At 34.3% G+C, this 1,226-nt stretch carries 1 protein-coding gene and 1 pseudogene; both read right to left on the bottom strand.

The features are described 5' to 3' along the window. Window positions 1-436: hypothetical protein (locus AB5Z01_RS13755; protein WP_368365625.1), on the bottom strand; the 436-nt coding region annotated here is incomplete at its 3' end. Then, window positions 436-1,029, bottom strand: a pseudogene (locus tag AB5Z01_RS13750) (polymorphic toxin-type HINT domain-containing protein); the annotation flags it as partial. The gene AB5Z01_RS13755 and the pseudogene AB5Z01_RS13750, both read right to left, overlap by 1 nt. Window positions 1,030-1,226 lie beyond the last annotated feature (197 nt).

The raw sequence follows: 1,226 nt of genomic DNA, 5'->3' as shown, positions 1-1,226 counted from the left end.
AATTATACTTAGGATAGCTCCCGTCTTGCTTTGGCAACAGTTCTTGAATAACTTCTATATTTTCTGCTCTATAAAGCAGATCTATAAATTTGCAAAACATAGTTAATAATTGCTCGTGAGATAAATTATTTAATTTACCCTCATAAACAATATTTCCATATACATCGCTGATTGTGTAATTATTCTTTTCGTTGTCATCAATAAACATTATTTCACTATTTCGAAAAAATATAGATGTTTGACATTTAAGAAAACTAATATAAAACTCCTGCTTTTCACCATCAAAAGTAATATATTCAAAGTCTTTCTTACAGTTTTCAGTTACATAATTATCATCAACAATATATTTGCAGTCAACGTTATACTCCAATTTATCTATTATGAATTTTTGGATTTCACTATTAGAAAAATCCATACACCATTTTTTGTCTTTCATTATTGAAAATCCACCCCATTCATAAATTGATTTTTACTATAAATACTTTGACAATTTACACACACAGGCACTGTATTACCTGTTCTGGGACGTATAGCACTTGTCATAACAATACTGGATTTATTACCACCTAACTGTTGAACAGCTAAATCCTCTGCGCATATAGGTTTTCCATTTACAGTTTGTCCTCCATATCTCTTAGAACTTTTTACTCCAACCGCCACATTACCAGTATCCAGATCCACCGCTCCAACAACTGTAGTTATGTCATTTCTTTTGGTATTACTCCATGTATCTATTTCTTTTAATTTAGCATCCCTTGCCTCGATTGCTTTTGAGGTTCCTACATTATACCAGTAATCATCATATCTTGCAGCATCCTCAGGAGACATCATATCCCTGAAGCCAACTTCATCCCCACACCCATTATGAACAAAAACACCATTTTCGCCCACAAAGTAAGTATGGAAATCCTCAACCTCAAAATTATAAACCTTGATAGGTGATTCAAGAATTTCGTGCTGAACCCATTCAACTGTTACAAGTTCACCATTGCTGAGAACAAGCACATCGCCTGCACGAAGTGAACGTGCTAAAGTCCAACCAAGTTATTGATAGCAATTATTTTTACAATCCTAATTATACTATAAAATCTGTAAAAAATCAATAACCGAATACAGAAAAAGCAGACGTGGCAAAACGTCTGCTCAGCTATTTGGAGCAAGCAACGGGAATCGAACCCGCATCCCAAGCTTGGGAAGCTTGTATACTGACCATTGTACTATGCTTG

This window comes from Ruminococcus sp. RTP21359st1_H3_RTP21359_211015, from assembly GCF_040909065.1.
GTDB lineage: Bacteria > Bacillota > Clostridia > Oscillospirales > Ruminococcaceae > Hominimerdicola > Hominimerdicola aceti.
This window is presented reverse-complemented; position numbering and strand designations above follow the sequence as displayed.